This window comes from Pseudomonas viridiflava (genome assembly GCF_900184295.1).
Lineage (GTDB): Bacteria > Pseudomonadota > Gammaproteobacteria > Pseudomonadales > Pseudomonadaceae > Aquipseudomonas > Aquipseudomonas viridiflava.
In genome coordinates, this window is the sequence record NZ_LT855380.1 from 354633 (window position 1) to 373040 (window position 18408).

17 protein-coding genes are annotated in these 18408 nt (G+C 60.6%); 3 read left to right on the forward strand and 14 right to left on the reverse strand.

Annotated features, from left to right (window positions below):
- Nucleotides 1-13 precede the first annotated feature (13 nt).
- The 5 genes from CFBP1590_RS01710 to hutU form a co-directional block, all read right to left on the reverse strand.
- On the reverse strand, nucleotides 14-1555 hold the full coding sequence (locus CFBP1590_RS01710) for an HAL/PAL/TAL family ammonia-lyase (RefSeq protein WP_058431827.1): 1542 nt from the start codon (nucleotides 1553-1555) through the stop codon (nucleotides 14-16).
- Nucleotides 1556-1567: 12 nt separating this feature from the next.
- A complete protein-coding gene (locus CFBP1590_RS01715) occupies nucleotides 1568-2398 on the reverse strand; it encodes a quaternary amine ABC transporter ATP-binding protein (RefSeq protein WP_004880403.1) in 831 nt (276 codons plus the stop codon).
- Nucleotides 2395-3246 carry an ABC transporter permease gene (locus tag CFBP1590_RS01720; protein ID WP_004880400.1) on the reverse strand — a complete coding sequence of 284 codons (852 nt, stop codon included), beginning with the start codon at nucleotides 3244-3246 and terminating at the stop codon, nucleotides 2395-2397. The genes CFBP1590_RS01715 and CFBP1590_RS01720 overlap by 4 nt, the downstream gene beginning before the upstream one ends.
- A gap of 78 nt (nucleotides 3247-3324) precedes the next feature.
- Complete coding sequence (locus CFBP1590_RS01725) at nucleotides 3325-4293, reverse strand: ABC transporter substrate-binding protein (protein WP_004880399.1); 969 nt, start codon at nucleotides 4291-4293, stop codon at nucleotides 3325-3327.
- A 113-nt stretch (nucleotides 4294-4406) separates the two neighbouring features.
- Complete coding sequence (hutU, locus tag CFBP1590_RS01730; RefSeq protein WP_080665337.1) at nucleotides 4407-6137, reverse strand: urocanate hydratase; 1731 nt, start codon at nucleotides 6135-6137, stop codon at nucleotides 4407-4409.
- A gap of 422 nt (nucleotides 6138-6559) precedes the next feature.
- Between hutU and CFBP1590_RS01735 the strand changes: the two genes are divergently transcribed.
- Nucleotides 6560-7327 carry an arylamine N-acetyltransferase family protein gene (locus CFBP1590_RS01735; RefSeq protein ID WP_160169232.1) on the forward strand — a complete coding sequence of 256 codons (768 nt, stop codon included), beginning with the start codon at nucleotides 6560-6562 and terminating at the stop codon, nucleotides 7325-7327.
- A gap of 105 nt (nucleotides 7328-7432) precedes the next feature.
- A complete protein-coding gene (locus tag CFBP1590_RS01740) occupies nucleotides 7433-8341 on the forward strand; it encodes a DMT family transporter (protein ID WP_088236346.1) in 909 nt (302 codons plus the stop codon).
- A gap of 2 nt (nucleotides 8342-8343) precedes the next feature.
- Here CFBP1590_RS01740 and CFBP1590_RS01745 read toward each other — a convergent pair whose 3' ends face one another.
- From CFBP1590_RS01745 to CFBP1590_RS01770, 6 genes are read right to left on the reverse strand one after another with little or no spacing between them, the layout of a single operon-like run.
- A complete protein-coding gene (locus CFBP1590_RS01745; protein WP_088234374.1) occupies nucleotides 8344-9750 on the reverse strand; it encodes an amidase in 1407 nt (468 codons plus the stop codon).
- Nucleotides 9743-11092, reverse strand: a complete 1350-nt coding sequence (locus CFBP1590_RS01750; RefSeq protein WP_025995357.1) for an aspartate aminotransferase family protein — start codon at nucleotides 11090-11092, stop codon at nucleotides 9743-9745. Before CFBP1590_RS01750 ends, CFBP1590_RS01745 begins: the two co-directional genes overlap by 8 nt.
- A complete protein-coding gene (locus CFBP1590_RS01755; protein ID WP_088234375.1) occupies nucleotides 11070-12194 on the reverse strand; it encodes an aminotransferase class III-fold pyridoxal phosphate-dependent enzyme in 1125 nt (374 codons plus the stop codon). The genes CFBP1590_RS01750 and CFBP1590_RS01755 overlap by 23 nt, the downstream gene beginning before the upstream one ends.
- Nucleotides 12195-12202: 8 nt before the next feature.
- A complete protein-coding gene (locus tag CFBP1590_RS01760) occupies nucleotides 12203-13084 on the reverse strand; it encodes a TauD/TfdA family dioxygenase (protein WP_043305585.1) in 882 nt (293 codons plus the stop codon).
- Nucleotides 13059-14627, reverse strand: coding sequence for an AMP-binding protein (locus tag CFBP1590_RS01765; RefSeq protein WP_088234376.1), 1569 nt, complete (start codon nucleotides 14625-14627; stop codon nucleotides 13059-13061). Before CFBP1590_RS01765 ends, CFBP1590_RS01760 begins: the two co-directional genes overlap by 26 nt.
- On the reverse strand, nucleotides 14624-15235 hold the full coding sequence (locus CFBP1590_RS01770; RefSeq protein WP_058431831.1) for a thermostable hemolysin: 612 nt from the start codon (nucleotides 15233-15235) through the stop codon (nucleotides 14624-14626). Before CFBP1590_RS01770 ends, CFBP1590_RS01765 begins: the two co-directional genes overlap by 4 nt.
- Nucleotides 15236-15387: 152 nt before the next feature.
- Between CFBP1590_RS01770 and CFBP1590_RS01775 the strand changes: the two genes are divergently transcribed.
- Complete coding sequence (locus tag CFBP1590_RS01775; protein ID WP_088234377.1) at nucleotides 15388-16320, forward strand: LysR family transcriptional regulator; 933 nt, start codon at nucleotides 15388-15390, stop codon at nucleotides 16318-16320.
- Between the two features lie 168 nt (nucleotides 16321-16488).
- Here CFBP1590_RS01775 and CFBP1590_RS01780 read toward each other — a convergent pair whose 3' ends face one another.
- From CFBP1590_RS01780 to CFBP1590_RS01790, 3 genes are all read right to left on the reverse strand, one after another.
- Nucleotides 16489-17193 carry an anti-sigma factor gene (locus CFBP1590_RS01780; protein WP_058431833.1) on the reverse strand — a complete coding sequence of 235 codons (705 nt, stop codon included), beginning with the start codon at nucleotides 17191-17193 and terminating at the stop codon, nucleotides 16489-16491.
- A complete protein-coding gene (locus CFBP1590_RS01785) occupies nucleotides 17190-17756 on the reverse strand; it encodes a sigma-70 family RNA polymerase sigma factor (RefSeq protein WP_058431834.1) in 567 nt (188 codons plus the stop codon). Before CFBP1590_RS01785 ends, CFBP1590_RS01780 begins: the two co-directional genes overlap by 4 nt.
- Nucleotides 17757-17855: 99 nt before the next feature.
- Entirely contained in the window at nucleotides 17856-18389 is a 534-nt protein-coding gene (locus CFBP1590_RS01790) for a DUF3455 domain-containing protein (RefSeq protein ID WP_004880392.1), read from the reverse strand.
- Nucleotides 18390-18408: the final 19 nt, after the last annotated feature.

Consider the following 18408-nt stretch of genomic DNA (forward strand, 5'->3'; position numbering starts at 1 on the left):
CCTTGACCGCTTTTTATTGGGTTGCCGTGTGTTCGCGGCAGCGCTGGAAAATCCTTTCCAGCGTCTGTTGTTCGTTGATCAGTGCTGCGCTGCTGGCGATGTCCGGCGCCAGCCAGCGGTCTTCGTCATAGGCGGGAACCCGCTCGCGTAACAGTTGCCAGGCGATGTTCGTCCCGACGCCGAAGCGCTGGGTCTTGAGGAATTCGAAGGCCTGCGCCGCCAGCAGGTACTCGATGGCCAGAATCTGTGTCGCATTGGCCAGCACCTTGTGCAGCTTCAGTGCGGCGCTGGTGCCCATGCTCAGGTGATCTTCCTGCAGGCCGGACGTGACGTAGTTATCCACAACCGCCGGTTGCGCCATCTGACGGTTTTCCGCGCACAGCGAGGCGGCGACGTACTGGACGATCATCATTCCCGAGTTGACGCCCGGCTGGCTGACCAGAAAGGCGGGCAGGCCGCTGACCATCGGGTTGATCAGGCGGTCCAGACGACGCTCGGCAATCGAGCCCAGTTCGGCGACAGCCATGCACAAAAGGTCCGCCGCCATCGCCACGGACTGACCGTGCGGATTGGCCTGGGACACCACGCGATAGGCGTCGGGCGTGCCGAGCAGCAGCGGGTTGTCGGTGACCGAGTTCAGTTCGGTTTCGATCTGGCGAATGGCATGTGTCAGTTGATCGCGGGTGGCGCCGTGCACTTGCGGAATCGAACGGATGCTCAGCGCATCCTGAGTCCGAATGCCCTGACTGCTGGCGAGCACTTCGCTGCCTGCCAGCAGGCTGCGCAGGTTGCTGCCGACTATCTGCATGCCGGGATGTGGCTTGAGGGCGAGGATGGTTTCATCGAAGGCGTCCAACTGACCGCGCAGCGCTTCGAAGGTCATGGCGCCGATCACGTCGGCCCACTGGGTCAGGCGTTCGGCGTCGGCGATGGCCAGACAGCTCAGGCCGGTCATGCAGGGCGTGCCGTTGACCAGACACAAACCGTCTTTCGCGCCGAGCAGGACGGGTTTGAGACCTTCCTCATCCAGCGCCTGCTGTGCCGAGACGATCTGCCCGCGATAGCTGACCTGACCGACGCCCAGCAAGGCGACGCCGACGTGCGCCATGTGGGTCAGGTAACCGACCGAGCCCTGCGCCGGAACCTGCGGCGTGATGCCGCGATTGAGCAGGGCCAGCAGCGCTTCGACCACTTGCCGATGAATGCCGGATTTGCCCTGACTGTAATTGAGCAGAGCGGCGCAGATGATCGCGCGGGTCTGCTCGTCGGCCAGCGGTGCGCCGACGCCACAGGCATGGCTGAGCAGGGTGTTGCGCGACAGACGACTGAGCTGTTCGCCTTCCAGCGAGACATTGCACAGCGCGCCCAGGCCGGTGTTCACGCCATAGGCGCGCTCGCCGCTGGCGACGATCTGCCGGACGATGGCCTGGGCGTTGTCGATCCTCGCCCACGCGGCGTCGGACAGCACCAGTTGCGCGCCATGCCGGGCGACGGCCACCACATCCTGCCAGCGCGCCGGGGCGTCGCCGATGACGATCTGTTCTGCTCGCGACATCTGCAACGGTCCTTAAAGAGTGGCCACGCGGCGCTGAACGAAACGGTCCACGTAATCGTCAGCGGGCGAGTGAAGGATTTCTTTCGGCGTGCCGACCTGAATCAGCCGCCCGTCCTTGAGAATCGCGATCCGGTTACCGATGCGCACCGCTTCGTCCAGGTCGTGGGTAATGAACACGATGGTCTTGTGCAGCTTGGCCTGCAGTTCCAGCAACTGGTCCTGCATTTCGGCGCGGATCAGCGGGTCGAGGGCGCTGAACGCTTCGTCCATCAGGATGATGTCGGTGTCGGCCGCCAACGCGCGGGCCAGACCGACCCGCTGGCGCATGCCGCCGGAAAGCTGGTGCGGGTACTTGTTTTCGTAGCCGCTCAGGCCGACCGTGGTGATCCAGTGCCGGGCGCGCTCATCACACAGCGCCTTGGTCTCGCCGCGCACTTTCAGGCCGTAGGCTACGTTGGCGAGCACGGTCTTGTGCGGCAGCAGGCCGAAGCTCTGGAACACCATGCTGATCTTGTGTCGGCGAAACTGGCGCAGCGCTTCCATGTCGTAGCGCAGGATGTCCTCGCCATCGACCAGAATCTCACCGCTGGTAGGGTCGATCAGCCGGTTGAAGTGGCGTACCAGCGTCGATTTGCCCGAGCCGGACAGGCCCATGATCACGAAGATCTCGCCACTGGCAATCGACAGCGACAGGTCGTTCACGCCGACGACGCAGCCGGTTTTGGCCAGCACCTGATCCTTGCTCTGATTTTGCTGGACCATCGCCAGCGCTTCCTTTTCGCGGCTGCCGAAAATCTTGAACACATTTCGTACGACGATCTTGTTCTGTTCCGCACTCATCATTTCTGCGCCTCATGCCGTGGGCGGCCGTAGGCCTGCGTGATGCGGTCGATCACGACCGCCAGAATGACGATGGCCAGTCCCGCTTCCAGTCCGCGTCCAACGTTCAGCGTCTGAATGCCGACGAGTACGTCTTCGCCCAGACCGCGAGCGCCGATCATCGAGGCGATGACCACCATCGACAGTGCCATCATGGTGGTCTGGTTTATCCCGGCCATGATGCTGGGCATCGCCAGTGGCAGTTGCACGCCGAACAGTTGCTGCCAGCGGTTGGCACCGAACGCGTTGATGGCTTCCATGACTTCGCCATCGACCTGACGAATGCCCAGGTCGGTCAGTCGGATCAGCGGCGGCGCGGCGTAGATCACGGTGGCGAAGATCGCCGGGACCTTGCCCAGACCGAACAGCATCAGCACCGGAATCAGGTAAACGAAGCTGGGCATGGTCTGCATGATGTCCAGCAGGGGCATCAGCACCGAACGCAGGCGGTTGCTGCGCGCCGAAAGAATCCCCAGCGGGATGCCGATCAGCACGGCGATGATCGTGGCGACCAGCATCAGCGCCAGGGTCTGCATCAGTTTGTCCCACAACCCGACCGCGCCAACCAGAAACAGCAGGCCGACGATCACGACGGTGGTGACGACCTTGCGCGTGGCGTGCCAGGCGATGCCGCCGACGATCAGCAGCATCAGCCACCAGGGCGCCATGCGCAGCAGGCCTTCCAGATTGACGATGGCCCACAGCAGGGTGTCGGAGATGTGCCGGAACACATCGCCGTATTGGGTCACCAGCGAGTCGACGCCGTCATTGACCCAGTTGGCGATCGAGAAAGTGAAGCTTTCAGGGAACATAAGCGGCTCTCAAGTAAGGTGTATCGGACCCACGAACGGGCAACCGGACCGGCATTGTCAGCCCGGCTGCCCAGTCGTTTACAGCGAGGCGTCCACCTTTTTCGCGGCGTCTTCACTGACCCACTGGTGCCAGACTTCCGGGTGTTCTTTCAGGAAGATCCGGGCAAGCTTCGGCGATTCGATGCGGTCCTTGGCCATGCGTCCCAGGTTCTGGTTGAGCAGGTCAATCGGCAGATTGACCTTCTCCAGCATCGCAACCAGCTCAGGCGCCTGATCATGGAACACCTTGGACACGCCGACCTTGATATCGATCGTCTTGTTTACCCCGGCCTTCTCTTCCAGACGCACCAGATCCACCTGGCCCATCAGCGGCGTCGGCGACCAGTAATACGTCAGGATCGGCTCGCCACGCTTGTAGCTGGACAGGATAGCCGCGTCCAGCGCAGGGCCGGTGCCCGGCCGGAAGTTGGTGTACTTGTTCTCCAGACCGTAGCTCTTGAGCATCTCGCTGTTTTCCAGCTCGCAGGTCCAGCCGGCCGGGCAGTTGTAGAAACGGCCCTTGCCGGGTTCTTCCTGATCCTTGAACACCGCCGAGTATTGCGCCAAGTCACTGATGGACTTGAGGTTCGGCGCCTTGGCTTCCAGCTTGCGCTTGGCATCGCCTTCGATCACGTAGCGCGGCACGTACCAGCCTTCGACCGCACCGACGATAGGCGCGCCGACACCGACCACTTTTCCGGCCGCCGCAGCCTTGTTCCACACCTCGCTGCGACCCACCCATTCTTCAGCGAAAATCTGAATGTCGTTGGTGCTCAGGGCGTTTTCCATGGCGATGGAGTTGCCGGGCAGGGCGTCCACGGTGCAGCCGTAACCCTTGTCCATCACAATCTGCAGGATATCGGTCAGCAGCATGGCGCTTTCCCAGTTCAGGCCCGCAAATTTCACCGGCTTGCCCGATTCACACCAGCTGGCGGCCTGACTCGCTCCGGCGCTGGCAAGCAAGCCAGCGGATACCAGAGTGGTCAACAGGGCCTTTTTCATATTCATTGTCGATGCTCCTACGCCTGAAAGGGATGGTGGCAGCTTCAAAACAGGCATCCGGCCTTCGGGCGTTTTTCACGCCCGTTCCCGAGGGCTGTCGGTGATGACCGACAGGTCCCTTAACGTCCGATCATCGGCAGGTTCAAGCCCTGCTCTTTGGCACATTCGATAGCAATGTCATATCCCGCGTCGGCATGGCGCATGACGCCAGTGGCCGGGTCGTTGTGCAGCACGCGGGCGATCCGTGCAGCGGCTTCGTCGGTGCCGTCGCAGACGATCACCATGCCCGAGTGCTGCGAGAAGCCCATGCCGACGCCGCCGCCGTGGTGCAGAGACACCCAGGTTGCGCCGCTGGCGGTGTTGAGCAGGGCGTTGAGCAACGGCCAGTCGGAGACTGCGTCGGAGCCGTCGCGCATGGCTTCGGTTTCGCGGTTGGGGCTGGCGACCGAACCGGAGTCCAGGTGGTCGCGGCCAATCACCACCGGTGCCGACAGCTCGCCGCTGCGCACCATCTCGTTGAACGCCAGACCGAGCTTGGCGCGCTGGCCCAGACCGACCCAGCAGATACGGGCGGGCAGACCCTGAAAGCTGATGCGCTCGCGGGCCATGTCCAGCCAGTTGTGCAGGTGTTCGTCGTCCGGGATCAGTTCCTTGACCTTGGCGTCGGTCTTGTAGATGTCCTGCGGGTCACCCGACAGCGCGGCCCAGCGGAACGGGCCGATGCCTCGGCAGAACAGCGGACGGATGTAGGCAGGCACGAAGCCTGGGAAATCGAAGGCGTCCTTGACGCCGACTTCCTTGGCCATCTGACGAATGTTGTTGCCGTAGTCGAAGGTTGGAATACCGGCTTTCTGGAAGGCCAGCATGGCTTCGACGTGTTCGGCCATCGACTGCTTGGCGGCCTTGACCACATTGGCCGGCTCGCTTACCGAGCGGGCGCGGTACTCGTCCCAGCTCCAGCCTTTTGGCAGGTAGCCGTTGAGTGGGTCATGGGCGCTGGTCTGGTCGGTGACCATGTCCGGGCGCACGCCACGACGGACCATTTCCGGCAGGATCTCGGCCGCGTTGCCGCACAGGGCGATGGAGATGGCCTTGCCTTCGGCGGTGTATTTGGCGATGCGAGCCAGCGCGTCATCCAGATCGTCGGCCTGTTCGTCGACGTAGCGGGTCTTGATACGGAAATCGATACGGCTCTGCTGGCATTCGATGTTCAGCGAGCAGGCTCCGGCCAGTGTCGCGGCCAGTGGTTGCGCGCCGCCCATGCCGCCCAGGCCTGCGGTCAATACCCAGCGGCCTTTGAGGTTGCCGTCGTAATGCTGGCGACCGGCCTCGACGAAGGTTTCGTAGGTGCCTTGCACGATGCCTTGGCTGCCGATGTAGATCCAGCTGCCGGCGGTCATTTGGCCGTACATCGCCAGGCCCTTGGCATCCAGTTCGTTGAAGTGCTCCCAGCTCGCCCAGTGCGGCACCAGGTTGGAGTTGGCGATCAGCACGCGCGGGGCATTGCTGTGGGTCTTGAACACGCCGACCGGCTTGCCGGATTGCACCAGCAGCGTCTCGTCGTCATTCAGGTGGGTGAGGCTTTCGACGATCTGGTCGTAGCACTCCCAGTTGCGTGCCGCCCGCCCGATGCCGCCGTACACCACCAGTTCGTTGGGGTTCTCGGCAACTTCCGGGTCCAGGTTGTTCATCAGCATGCGCAACGGCGCTTCGGTCAGCCAGCTTTTGGCCGTCAGTTTCGTACCTCGTGCCGCACGTACCTCGCCTTCGCGGTGGCGGGTCCAGTCCTGCTTCAGGTCTTGCTTCTCGGTCACAAGTTTCTCTGTCACAAAAAAATCCTCGGCGATCATTCCAAACCAGCCCGCAAAGGGCGTTCACATCTGTCTGGCAGAACCAGTCTGCCAACTTGTCTCTACTCGTATATACAAGCATATGCAATCTGAAGGCCAACTTGAATTGACGACCTGCACCGTCGCGTCGATGCCCGGTTTAAAAGGGCTTTGGAGAGGGCATGGATGACGGGATTTTTTCCTGCCCCATACCGAACCTGTTACCTGAAACGTTTCCTGCGCTGTTTTGGGGCGGTGGGTAACAGAATGATGCACAGCAGGTGGGGCGCCTGTGGAACCTGATTTCTCGATAACTGTTCTGCAGATTTTCGTTTGTGGAGGGGTTGGCGAAGCGGCTTAATCTGCCTGGTTTGATGAAGGCATCAGGCTGCGTGACAGAGACGGCGCAACAAGAACGCCAGACGCTGGCAAAGGACGTGTTCATGACCGCACAGGCTCACTCGCCACAGCTACATCATGTGTTCGGTCTTCATCGCACCTGGACGCAACGCTACGTTTTCAACAACCTCAACGCGCTGTTGAACGGGCCGCCGAATCTCTCGCCTGACACACTGCTGCGCTCGCTTGCGCGGTATCGGGGCGGCTATTGCCATGAACTGAACTCGGCATTCAAGGCGCATCTGGAACGTCAGGGCATCGAGGCGACGCCGTATCTGGCGCGAGTGGTCTACCGCACCGGTGACCGGGTTCTGCCGCCTACGCATCTTTACCTTCTGACGCAGGTCGCAGGCCGGGTGCTGCTGTGCGATACCGGCTTTGGCAACGGCCTGCTCTGGCCCATTGAACTGGACACCGAGAGCGCTCGGCCGCAGAACACCCTGGCGTTTCAGGTGCGTCCATCGCAGAGTGGCAGAGGGTTGTGGATCAGTGAGCAGGGCCAGTGGGACGAGTTGTACCGGCTGGGCGATGAGCCTTCGCGGCAGGCGCACATCGACACGGCCAATCACTATTCGGCTACTTCGCCTGACTCCATTTTCTGTCGCAACCTGGTATTGACCCGTTACACCCGCGGTGGGCGAAGACGCCTGTTGAATCTGCGTTACGTGAATGAAATGCAGCAGACGGTGTTACTGGATTCGCGCTCGGCGTTCGATAGCTGCCTGCAAGGTCAGTTCGACGTCAGGCCCACAGCGGTCGAAGCCGGGCGTCTGTTCGAGATTGCCCGCAGCGCCGCTCGCCCGGCCGCATAGCGAATAACTGCAAGTGAATAACTGGGCGTACTTATTTAAAAACTAGCACCCGTACGCCGTGCTGTTTACCCATCATGCGTGTTGATCCTGTTTTCGGAGCGCATGATGAAAGACGCTGGTTTTTCAACCGCCCATGGCGGAATGGTTATTTGGGCAGCCTTGATTGCCTCGTCGTTTTTTGCCGCCGGCTATGTGAGTCAGGCGGTTGATCCGGTGTTGCTGACCGGGCTGCGCCTGTTGTTTTCGGCGCTGCTTTTTCTGCCGATTCTGCTGGTGAAGGGCAACCTGTCGATGAACATGACACGGCTGCGTTGCCACTGTGTGCTGGGGTTGTTGCTGGCGGTCTATTTCGGCTCGCTGTTCGAGGCGCTGCGCTATACGTCGGCCGTGCACACCGCAACGCTGTACACACTGGTGCCGCTGATGACGCTGTGCTTCGAGGTGGCGCTGATGCACGGGATGATCCTCAAGGGCCGGGTGTTCCCGATGTTGACCGCAGCCGTGGGTGCCGTGTTGCTGATCGTGGCAGGTTCGCATGCGGATGCGACGCCGTCGCTGTACGCGCTGGTGGTCTACGGTGTGGGCTGTCTGGCGATGGCGCTTTATTCACCGCTGAGTCAGCGCTACAAGCTCAAGGCGCTGAGCGACACCAGCCCGGTCGCGATGACGTTCTGGAACATGCTGTTTGGCGCGCTCTTTCTGCTGCTGATTGCCGCTGCAACCGGAGGCTGGCGCACCGGGACGGAGCTCATGGCGATCGATGTCTTCTGGCTGTTTTACCTGGCGTTGTTCGGCACCCTCGGAACGTTCTGGCTGTTGCACCGGGCCATCGGGGTCATCGGGTCTTCGACCGTGATTTCCTACGTGTACCTGAGCACGCTGTTCGTCACCCTGTCTCGCTGGTATCTGGGGGAGCAGCCGGTATCAATGGGTATTACCGGCGCGGTGCTGGTCCTGCTCGGCATGGTTGCGCTGGTGCTCAAGAGCCGCCAGCGCAAGCTTGCCACGGTCTGATGTCAGCCCGCTTTGACGAAGGCTGGCTGCCAGCCTTCGAACTCGCTCTCCAGATAGGCGGCCACTCTGAGCAGTTGTTCTTCCTGCCAATGGGGCGCGACGATCTGAATGCCGATCGGCATGCCGTTTTGCGGATCGTGGCCGCACTTGATGACCGCTGCGGGTGACCCCGACAGGCTGAAGGGAAAGACGAAGGCGTAGCGGCCCCGATCCTCGAGGGACTCTCCGTGGGCAAAGGCGACATCGCCGTACACCGGGGAAATGAACAAGTCGTAGTCGTTGAAGAACCGCGCAAGCTGGTGACGGAAGGTGTCAATCATGACCCAGTCACGCTTCAGCTCTTCGGTGCTCAGCTCGACGCCACGGCTCATTTCCAGCAATTGCGCGGTTGCCTTGGTGAACTGGTCCTTGCCGATGGCAGCGAACAGCGCTTCCCACCCTTTGCCGCCGTCGCCACCGGTAATGAAGACCCGCCACAACACGTCGCAAGCCTCTTCGAGCAGGGGCGGCCTTACGTCTTCCACTGCGCTGACCACGTTGTTCAGGCGTCTGGCAACCGCGTCCAGCACGCTCTGGATGGCCGGGGTCACCTGAGCGACTGACGACCTGCCCGATACGGCAATTCGCAGGTCCTGCAAAGGTTTGCCGGGTGCAAAGGGCACGTCCACGGTGTCCGGGTCCTTCTGATCGGCACCGCTGATGAGTTTGCCCAGCACCCGCAGGTCATCGACATACCTGCCCATGACGCCGAAGGCCGAAGTCATGTGGAACAGGCCTGAACGTTCGTTGGGGTATTGCCCGCTCAGCGGGACGCGACCCTGCGTCAGTTTCAGGCCGCAGATGCCGTTGAAATGCGCCGGAATACGCACGCTGCCGCAGGCGTCGGAGGCCAGCCCTGCCGGTGACAGACCCGCAGCGATGGCCGCCGCTTCGCCGCCACTGCTGCCGCCTGCGGTACGGCTTGAGTCGTGCGGGTTGAGCGTGCGCCCGTACAGCAGATTCTCGGTCTCGAAGGCCATGCACAGTTCAGGCACGTTGGTGATGCCGAGAATGATCGCTCCGGCTTGTCTCAAGCGGGCCACGGCGGTGGCGTCAACGGTGCTGGGTTCGTTGCGCCACTGCTCCACGCCCCGGGACATGCGAAAGCCCTTCACGTGGCACACGTCCTTGATGGTGATCGGAATGCCATGCAACGGCCCGCTGAACTGCCCTTTGCGTGCCTGGCCATCCGCCGCTTCGGCCTGCTGATAAAGGCTCTCGCGCTGCTCCTGCAGAATGATTGCGTTGATCTGTGGATTGCGTTCCTCGATGCGCTGCAGGTAGAAGTCGACCAGCGAAACGCTGGTCAACACTCTGCGCCGGATCAGGCTGGCCATTTCTTCGAGCGTCAACTCGTCCGGTTTAAGCATGCTTGAGTCCTTTCTTGCTGCCGAGCCACTTGTTCGGGATCTGGTACATGTTGCGCACCACCAGCGAAAACGCTTTCACGAACAGCTTCGGCTTGGCGGCAATCACCTCCAGCGATTCCTCGATCATCTTGAGCACGTGCTCCAGCGCCTCGGGCGTGATGTTCAGTGGCGGGTAGAACCTGAGCACCGGATGCTCGGCCTTTTCGTTCATCGAGTGCCCGGCGTGTACGCCACGTTTGCCCAGTTCCATGCTCATCAAGGCTTCGTACACCGAGCCCCGCAGGCGCAGGCCGGTCATCAGGCCGACGCCTGGCACGTCTTCGATGATCTGCGGGAAGCGCGAAGCCAGCCGTTGCAGACCGTTACGCAACAGGCCGCCGTTGATCCGCGACAGCTCGACCAGATTGTGCTGCTGGATGTAATCAATGGCGGCCAGTGCCGCAGAGCAGGCCAGTGGATGGCCGCCGGTGGTGCGGTTGTCCGGTTCGATTTCATCGAGCGGAAAACGGTTGGTCAGAGCCTGGCTGTAAACGGCACAGGCGAAGGAGGTGTAGCCGCCGGTCAGACCTTTGGACAGGATCATGATGTCCGGCACCACATCGTCGTACTGAACCGCGAACCACTTGCCGCAGCGTCCGAATCCGGTCTGGATTTCGTCGGCGATGAGCAGGGTCTGGGTCGCATCGCACAGTGCGCGAATGTTGGCCATGTAGCCGACGGGCGGAACCTGCAGGTGCGCGCCGCCCAGAATCGGCTCGACGTAAATGGCGCAGACACCCTCGCCAACAGCCTTTTGCAGCGCGGCGAAATCGCCATATGGCACGTAGGTAACTTCTTCGGAATAGGTGCCGTAGCTGCTGTGGTGTTGTTGCTGACCCAGAATGCTCATGGCGGCCAGGGTTTTGCCGTGATAGGAATCGGTCATCACGACAATGCCGCGCCGATGCTTCTGGACCTGCAGCACATAGCGCATGGTCTGCTCGATGGCTTCGGCGCCCGACACCATGTAGCGCACCTCGCCCCAGTCACCGGGAATCAAGTGGCGCAGGCGTTCCGACAAGACAGCCTGCGTCGGGTGTTCACGACCCTCCGGCACCCAAGCCAGCTCGCTCAGTTGCGCCTGCACACGCTCGCGCACGGTCGGGTTGCGATGGCCGACGATGAACACGCCGTAGCTGCACGCGCAGTCGATGAATTTCTTGCCGGTGTGGTCCGTGACGTAAATGCCGTCAGTGCTCTTTTCCACCGAGGTCTTGCCGATGCGATAGAGCTTGGCGGCCGAGGCGCTCCAGAACTGTTCGCAGTCGTCCAGCAGTTGTTCACGCGGCATGGTTGAGGACATGTCTGAAAGTCTCCTTGATACGTTGGCCGGCGCGTTCGACAGGCAGGGATCTGGCGGTAACAGGGCAGCGCAGCACCAGCGCGTTGCCGCGTGCCGGGCTTGCGTACACACCATTCTGGTAAAGGGCTTCGCGCAGTTGCGCTTCGTCGCGACCGTGCAGCGGCACGCTGACCCAGCCACCCAGCGCGGTTGCGCCAAGGTCTGTCAGCACGCCGGCCAGCAACTGGCCGTTGTGCGTACAGCGCTGAGGCGAGTTATGGGTGTGCAAGTAATCGAGCGTGGTCAGGGCTGCGACGCAGGCCATCGGGTTACCGGCCGTGGTGCTGCCATGTTTGGCGGGCGTGCTGCGGCCATAGACCTTGTAGGCCATTTCTTCGCTGCAGGTGTAGGTGCCGATCGGCACTGCGCTGCCGCCCAGCGGACCGCCCAATACGGCGATGTCCGGGGTGTTGGTGTACTGCTGGAAGCCGAACAGGGTGCCCAGGCTGCCCAGGCAGGTGGCGACGTCCATGGCGATGACCGGCGCTTTCGCGTTACCGGCGGCGGCATACAGGCGGTCGAGCAAGGGCTGCTCGATCAGGCGCAGAACGCCCTTTTCGTCGGTGATGACACTGGTGTGGCAGACCGCAAAGCAGTCGTTCCAGTCGATTCTTGCCAGATCATCGGCATGACTGACGGCAACGCGCTTGAAGCCCAGCAGTCGCTGGATTTCGCTGTAGCGATCGGGCTGAGTGAGGCTGCGGCCATAGGTCAGCGAGCCGTAGTCGCCGCCCTTGATGAACACCAGCGTATTGCGACGAGGATTCAGCCCCTTGCACAGCTTCAATGCACCTTCGAAGGCTTCGTCACCCGAACTGCAGACATAGGAGCTGACCAGCGGATCCGGCAACAGTCCGGCGAGGCGGCGGCACAGGGCGATCAGGGGTTCGGACATCAGGACCCGGTTGGACAGCCCCATGATTTCGGCCTGGGCTTTGACGGCATCGATGACTTCCGGCACCTGAAAGCCGAAACCGCCCGACAGGTCGATGATTTCCTCGCCTTCGGCATCTGTGTAGGTCTCGTAGAGTCCGGCCACAATTGTTTTTTTAGTGTTTTTCATAGGGGCTCTCAGCGATAGCTCAAGGCGTTGAAGATGCGACGGCGGTCGTCGACGATGGCCTGGCGTCCGTGCATGACCCGGCGGTTGTCGATCATCACCATGTCGTTGTCGCGCCAGCCGACCGGGTAGGTCAGGGCGGTCGAAACCTCTTCGATCTCGGTCAGGAACTGCTCGGGAATGGCGTCGCCCGAGACGGTGTCGATGATCGGCTTCTCGTAGTTGAACGACGGACCGAGGATGCTGTTGGCGAACGCCGGTCGCTGGCTGATCGGCGAAACCGGAATGGCCGGTGTGGAAAAGGCGTAATGAATCGAGTCGTCGCTGGTGTTGAAGGTGATGCGCGTCTGCGGGTCGTTGCCGACGATCTGCATCAGGTCATCCGGCGTGACGAGGCTCGGATCGTTCTTGTCGGCCGAATAGTGGCAGACCAGACGACGCCATTTGTCTGCACTGACCGTACGGCTGTAACGAATCGGGTTGTTCTCGAAAAAGGCCCGGCATTCGGCCGACAAGGCGCGCAGCACGGCTTCACCGTCGCAGAGCGTGGTCTGCGAACCCTGACGCGGCGCTTCCTGACAGTAGAACCAGGTGATGTCCGGCCAGAACGGAGAGTTGCCGTTCTCGCAGTGCAAACCGATTTCCTGGGTCCCGGCATCGACCAGCTGCGCGGCACCGCCGACCATCGTGCGGGCCGGGTCCAGGCTCAGGCGCGAACTGTTGTTCTTCACGAACCTGCTGAAGGTTTCGGCTTCATGAATACAGTCACGCATGAGCACCACGCCATAGGTCCCCAGCAACTCGTAAAGCGCCTGGGTCGTCAGCGTGGCGAATTGCGCGGGTTCGATCACCGCGAATTCGGGGTTGTCAGAGCGAGAGGCAGGCATGTTCATCGGCAGAAGTCCTTTGCATGGATGGAGAAAAACGGTGCGCGAACGCTTCGGCAATCTCGGCGCGTCTGGGGCGACCGGTCACGGTGTACAGCTGTTCAAGCAGGGGATTGGCGAGGTCCAGCAGCCAGAGCTTGCTGGGGCGTTCCACGTCGGAGAAACGTTTGGTCGACCACTGCGCCAGGTCGCTGCGATCCGGCTGCGACTCTACGCACAGCAGGGCGATCAGGCCGTGGTCTTCGTCCAGAAAAACCGCTGCGTCGCGAACGCCGTCGTATTTGCGGTATTCCAGTTCAACCTGCTCCGGGCTCACGTTGCGGCCGTTGGCCAGGCAGATCACATTCTTCTTGCGACCGTGGACATACAGATAACCGTCACTGTCCAGTGCACCCAGGTCGCCGGTGTCCATCCAGCCATCGGCACTCATGGCACAGGCGCTCGGGTCCGTGCCGGAATAACCGCTGAACAGCGACGTGCTTTTGACTTCGATGGTCTTGTCGAGGCCGATGCGAACCTGAACGTGCGGCAACGGCTTGCCCACGCTGCCCAGGCGTTGCTGTTCGGCAGTGTTCACGCTCACCACCGAAGCATTTTCGGACAGCCCGTAGCCCTGGAAGACCGACACACCCTGTGCTTCAAGGGCGCGCAGGATCTCGACATCGACCGCTGCACCGCCGCAGGTGATGTGCACCTGTTCGGTGAGGTAAGTGGCCAGACTCCGAGCGATCTCCCGGTCTTCCTGGAGCCTGCGCAGAAACTCGTTGAGCATGACCGGCGGCACCGTCAGCGCGGTGGGTTTCACCCGTTGAATCCAGTCGGTCAGGCGCGCAGGCGATGCGCCCGGTTCGCCCAGCAACGGCTCATTGGGCGGCAGAAAATGAATCGTGCCGCCTGCCAGAAGCGGCAGATAGGAGGCAGTGACCTGTTCCAGCAGCAGGCTCAAGGGCACCAGCGACAGGTAACGGAGGTGGGCGTTGGCCGGCATTCTGAAACGCAGCGAGTTCAGCACCTGGCCAATCGCGGCGCAGGACAGTCGAACGCCTTTGGGACTGCTGGTGGTACCTGAGGTATGAATGATCTTGCAGATCCAGTCGTGCTCGACAGCTGTCTGTGCCAGTGGCTGGGGTATGGCCGGTGAGTCCAGATGCCGGACCTTGCTGGCGGGCAGGTCCAGAAGCCAGCGCTCGGTGAGCGTTTTCTGACCGGCCGAGTCCACGAGAAAACCGTCGCAATGCGCTGCCAGGTTTTCTGCCTGGACCTGACTGAAGGCCAGGGGCAGCGGCAAAGAAGTTATGCCTGCGAACAGACACGCCAGATCGGCGATCAGCCACTGACTGGAGTTGCGCGTGACGATGCCGATCACCACCGGATCGTTCGGCATCTTCGGCTGGAATCGGTGCTGCAACTCTGCAGCCAGGGCAAATGCCTGTTGGCGCAGTTCGCGGTAGGTGAGGGATCTGGTGGTGTCGCCATGGTCCACCGCGCAGACTTTCTCGCCGTGAACCTGCAGGGCGGAGCGCAACTGGGCAATCAGATTGGCGCTCATTGCGTCACCCTCGCTTGTACTGGAAGGTGGTTGAACAGCGTGCCCAGTGTCATGGCAGCGAAGCGCGAGCGCTGAGGATCGACCTTGATGAACCCGGTGATCGGGCGTTTGGCGTAGTAGGAGCCCCAGTTCTTGCCGCCGTCTTCTGAAAGAAGCGTGGGGTCGGCGGTCAGCAGCGGCTCGAAGACAATCTGGCAGCTTTCCATCATTTCCCGCACGCGCGGGGTCACGGTGCACAGCAGGTACTGCGCGCCCATGCACCAGGCCAGCAACGGAATCATGTTGACCATGATCACGCCGGCCGTGACGTGGTGCGAGACCAGGCTGCCGATTTCAACAATCGAGGAACGGTCGATCTGCTGCCCGTGACGTTCGGACAGAATTTCATGAATGGGGCGGGACAGGTACTGTTCGGAAAACAGTGTGCGGTGATCGCCGAAGGTAATTCCGGCACATGACATAATTCTTTCATCTTCGTCCTGAGTGAGGGCGAAATACTGTGGGTTGGGTTCTATGGTGGCTTTATATGATGACTGAAATTTACTCTTAACTATTTCGACAGCCTGCTTCCACAGCGGTGATTCACAGTCGGTCACGCGTATAAGCATGATGGCATCTCCATTGTTTGTGATGATCCTGAAACGTGCTGCGAATGTATTTGGGAAAATTCCTACACACCATTTAAAAAACAAAAACGGTCTGTTAATATCTAAATAGCTGGGTACTCTACGAGCACATTGGACTTCTGGAATATATGGATATGCTTAAAAGCAATATGCTCAGAAAGTTGGATATGCAGGACTTGTTGATTTTCATTTCGGTTTACGAAAGCTCCAGCGTCACCGAGGTCTCCGAGTCCCTTTTTGTTAGCCAATCCACCGTCAGCTACTGCCTGAAGAAGCTGCGCAACAGCTTTGAAGACGAGTTGTTCATCAATACCCGCAGCGGTATGCGACCCACGTATAAAGCCACGACCATGTACAGCCATGTTCTAAAGATCGTGGAAAGTATCAATGTTTGTTATTCCGGCGCTGCGCTGTCGTCGCCGCCTCAGAAAGATGTCATTTACAACGTTTGTGCGCCTGAGTATTTCGAACTTCTTATCTTGCCCGGTTTGTTGAAGTTGTTTTCTTCCAACGAAGTTCCCGTCACGTTGAATGTTCAAAAAATCAATCGCGACATTCCGGTTAAAGAGTTGAACGGTGGCACGCTGGATCTGGTTATTTGTTTTGGTCCCAATTATCACCGCGGCGGCGGCGGACTGAAATCCCAGATACTGTTGGATGATGATTTAGTGTGTGTGGTGGATCGCAACTTCATGCCACCCGAAACGGGTTTCGAACTTGAAACCTTCGTGGCGCGCAGGCACGTCTACCCGACGCCCTGGACGTCTGAAACCAACATGGTAGACGGCTGGCTGAGCAAGCAGGGCAGCAGCCGGCAGATCGTGGCCAAGGCCAACAGCTATGGGGCAGCCCTGCACATGATCGCCGGTTCCGACGTGGTGGTGACCCTGCCCAGGCGTGTGGCGCAATTAATCGTTAATGATGATATTCATTTTTCAACAGATGCGCCGACAGGCTTGCCGACCTTTACGCTGGATATGGTCTGGAGTGAGAGCGCCGATCAGGACCCTTCCAACTCGTGGATCAGGGAACAGGTGGTCAAGGCGTGTATGGAATACACGGTTTAGATGATGTTCGGTCAGGTCTGATTCTGGACGAGGGGCGTGTTGTCTTTTGGGTGTCACACAGCGCCGTTTATATTCACGTGACGAGTAACGGCGCTGTATTGTTGCATCAGGGAATAGGGTCTATTTCATTATCGGTAACTATCAATAGATTGTCTGACAAAATTAGCCTCAGATGACTTTCACTGCCCGCCCTATGAATTGAATCGGCCCGGTTGGTTTGCCGATTGACGAGCCGGTGGACTGTTCCAGCGTCAGTTCAAACAACTGGTTGGGTTGCAGGGGCGGCAGTTTATCGAGCGCGACGTTCAGGCTTTGCCCAGGCTTGACCAGCCCCAACGACACCGGCCCCTGCCAGTCGTCACCTTTGGTCCAGAACTCCAGCGCCTTGTCGGCCGGTACTTCGAACGCGCCCAGCGGGATGAGCTGGATTTCCTGCCGATTGCTGGCCTGCACGACCCAGCCGGGTGATTTGTCCTGAGGTCCGACGAGTACCACCAGATAGGAAGGTGGCGCCGGATCGCGGGTCAGCAGTGTCAGGCCCAGCACCAGCGAGGCTGCGATGCCTGCACCAGCCAGCCCGCGCCAGATCGCCAGATTGTCCCACCAGCGCACGCGCTGTTCAGGCTGCGCATGAGGCGCTGTCCGATCCATCAGGTTGCGTTCGATCCGCTCCCACAGGCCGGGTGATGGCTTGACCGGTTCCGCCAGCTCGGTCAACGGCAGCAGGCGCTGATCCCAGGCGTCTATTGCTGCCTGCAGATCCGGTTCGTGAGGCAGGCGACGTTGTACGTCGAGCCTCTGTTCGGCCGACAGTGTGCCGAGCACATACTCGCCTGCCAGCTCGTGAATATTCTTGTCCGAAGGTTGGGTCATCCCATGCACTCCCGCAAAGCCGTCAGGCTGCGCTTGATCCAGGCTTTGACCGTACCCAGTGGCGCGCCGATTTTCTGCGCGATTTCCTGATGCGAATAACCGTCTACATACGCGTGAAACACGCAGTTGCGCCGTACCGGCTCAAGCTGCTCCAGGCACGACGTAATGCGTCCTGGATTGACTCGCCAATCGAAGGCATCGCCGGTTTCCTGCCAGCCTTCCAGTGTCGCCTGTTCATGATGATCTTCGCTGTCGTCATCCTCAGCCCGGACTTCCCGCGCCGTATTGCGCAGGTTGTTGAGCGCCAGATGCCGGGTCACGCTGAATATCCAGCCGCGTGCCGAACCGCGTGATGCGTCGAAACTGGCCGCACGGGTCCAGATTTTCAGAAACGCGTCATGCACGATGTCCTCGGCCAGTTCCCGGTCGCGAACCAGTCGCACGACCACACCGAGCAGCCGCGCGCTTTCCTGTTCATAAAGACGCTGCAGGGCCTGCCGCTCACCGCGGGCGCAGGCTTGCAACGTGCCTTCGTAATCAAAGAGAGATTCGTGTGAGGACAAGGTAATCCGCCATCGATGGACTAATGCCTCGTTGATATCACGAGGACCCGCGCAGCAGCATAGCTTACTGACTGCGCGGTGCCCGATTGCCTGGCTGTATCAGTTGGCAGCCCAGAACAGGTAGTCAGCCTGGTACTTGACCACTTCCTTGGCGCCCTTGTTGCTGGCTGCGCACGCGGTGGTCGGTGCCACGCCGCCTTTGAGCGCGGTGCGCTGGATGTAGGCAACGCCGGTCATGGCGCCTTTGCCTTCTGCCGGGTTGGCCTTGACCAACTGGTACGGCAGGTTGCCTGCGCTCGAAGGTGCAACAGCGACCTGAGTGCCGGTCACTTTCGAGCCGTCTTTGGCTTCCCAGGTGGCAGGCGGGCCGTAGTAGGTGCCGACCTGCTTGCCGCTCTTGTCATTGAGCACGGCCTTGGGACCGACGAACGCCCATTCCATCTCGTTGGGCATGTTGGCTTTTGCGCGGCACTCGTAGGTGATTTCGCCGACCCCGGTGGTTTGCATGCTGATCTTGTGGCCGGCCGGAACCCGAACGCTTTCGGGCAGATCGGTCTGGGCCAGGGCGACGGACGACAGGCAAGTGAAAGCCAGGGTACTACCTGCAAGGCAGAGCAAGCGTTTTGCGTTCATGCAGAAATCTCCAGATTAT

Excerpts from the sequence above, each read along its gene's own strand:
- CFBP1590_RS01710 (WP_058431827.1), bottom strand. The coding sequence starts at position 1,555 with ATGTCGCGAGCAGAACAGATCGTCATCGGCGACGCCCCGGCGCGCTGG.
- CFBP1590_RS01715 (WP_004880403.1), bottom strand. The coding sequence starts at position 2,398 with ATGATGAGTGCGGAACAGAACAAGATCGTCGTACGAAATGTGTTCAAG.
- CFBP1590_RS01720 (WP_004880400.1), bottom strand. The coding sequence starts at position 3,246 with ATGTTCCCTGAAAGCTTCACTTTCTCGATCGCCAACTGGGTCAATGAC.
- CFBP1590_RS01725 (WP_004880399.1), bottom strand. The coding sequence starts at position 4,293 with ATGAATATGAAAAAGGCCCTGTTGACCACTCTGGTATCCGCTGGCTTG.
- hutU (WP_080665337.1), bottom strand. The coding sequence starts at position 6,137 with ATGATCGCCGAGGATTTTTTTGTGACAGAGAAACTTGTGACCGAGAAG.
- CFBP1590_RS01735 (WP_160169232.1), top strand. The coding sequence starts at position 6,560 with ATGACCGCACAGGCTCACTCGCCACAGCTACATCATGTGTTCGGTCTT.
- CFBP1590_RS01740 (WP_088236346.1), top strand. The coding sequence starts at position 7,433 with ATGAAAGACGCTGGTTTTTCAACCGCCCATGGCGGAATGGTTATTTGG.
- CFBP1590_RS01745 (WP_088234374.1), bottom strand. The coding sequence starts at position 9,750 with ATGCTTAAACCGGACGAGTTGACGCTCGAAGAAATGGCCAGCCTGATC.
- CFBP1590_RS01750 (WP_025995357.1), bottom strand. The coding sequence starts at position 11,092 with ATGTCCTCAACCATGCCGCGTGAACAACTGCTGGACGACTGCGAACAG.
- CFBP1590_RS01755 (WP_088234375.1), bottom strand. The coding sequence starts at position 12,194 with ATGAAAAACACTAAAAAAACAATTGTGGCCGGACTCTACGAGACCTAC.
- CFBP1590_RS01760 (WP_043305585.1), bottom strand. The coding sequence starts at position 13,084 with ATGAACATGCCTGCCTCTCGCTCTGACAACCCCGAATTCGCGGTGATC.
- CFBP1590_RS01765 (WP_088234376.1), bottom strand. The coding sequence starts at position 14,627 with ATGAGCGCCAATCTGATTGCCCAGTTGCGCTCCGCCCTGCAGGTTCAC.
- CFBP1590_RS01770 (WP_058431831.1), bottom strand. The coding sequence starts at position 15,235 with ATGCTTATACGCGTGACCGACTGTGAATCACCGCTGTGGAAGCAGGCT.
- CFBP1590_RS01775 (WP_088234377.1), top strand. The coding sequence starts at position 15,388 with ATGCTTAAAAGCAATATGCTCAGAAAGTTGGATATGCAGGACTTGTTG.
- CFBP1590_RS01780 (WP_058431833.1), bottom strand. The coding sequence starts at position 17,193 with ATGACCCAACCTTCGGACAAGAATATTCACGAGCTGGCAGGCGAGTAT.
- CFBP1590_RS01790 (WP_004880392.1), bottom strand. The coding sequence starts at position 18,389 with ATGAACGCAAAACGCTTGCTCTGCCTTGCAGGTAGTACCCTGGCTTTC.